This is a genomic window from Alcanivorax sp. UBA3183 (assembly GCF_002364155.1).
GTDB classification, from domain to species: domain Bacteria; phylum Pseudomonadota; class Gammaproteobacteria; order Pseudomonadales; family Alcanivoracaceae; genus Alcanivorax; species Alcanivorax jadensis.
In genome coordinates this window covers 1-746 of the sequence record NZ_DEXN01000038.1, presented here as the reverse complement: position 1 = coordinate 746, position 746 = coordinate 1, and the positions used below count along the sequence as shown (strand labels likewise).

Genomic DNA, 746 nt, shown 5'->3' with positions numbered 1-746 from the left:
GTAAATCCTATCGGGAACTGGCCTTGGACGGGCTGTGGAACAACAACCCGGCCACCGTGCAGATTCTCGGCCTGTGCCCGCTGCTGGCGGTGACCGGCACCGTGGTCAACGCCCTGGGCCTGGGCCTGGCCACCCTGGTGGTGCTGATGGGCTCCAACATCTGCGTGTCGCTGATTCGTCAGTACGTGACCGATGCGGTACGCCTGCCCGCTTTCGTGATGATCATCGCCGCCATGGTGACGGTGATTGAAATGCTGATGCAGGCGTTCACCTTCGAGCTGTACGAAATCCTCGGTATCTTCATTCCCCTGATCGTCACCAACTGCACCGTGCTGGGCCGTGCCGACGCCTTTGCCAGCAAGAACCCGGTACTGCCAGCGGCGCTGGACGGTTTCATGATGGGGCTGGGTTTTCTGGTGATCCTGCTGATTCTCGGCGGCATGCGTGAGCTGATCGGTCTGGGCACCCTGTTCACCAACATGCAGCTGCTGTTTGGCCCCATGGCGGCAGACTGGCAGATTCAGGTGGTAGAAAACTACGGCGGCTTCCTGTTCGCCATCCTGCCCCCGGGAGCCTTCGTGGGCCTGGGCCTGATCATCGCCGGCAAGAACGTGATCGACAAGCGCCTCAAGGCCATCCAGAAAGCCAGGGCCACCGACGAACCCAAGGTGAGCCGGCGGGTACGCACCACCGGCAAAGTCAGTTAATACCTTCATCGCATCATGGTGGATAACGCCTATCGGCTA

At 60.9% G+C, this 746-nt stretch carries 1 protein-coding gene; it reads left to right on the top strand.

The annotated features are described in order from the left end of the window. Positions 1 to 707 (top strand): electron transport complex subunit E (locus tag B3Q33_RS11580; RefSeq protein ID WP_286827549.1); only part of this gene is annotated, 707 nt, incomplete at its 5' end. Between the last annotated feature and the right edge of the window lie 39 nt (positions 708 to 746).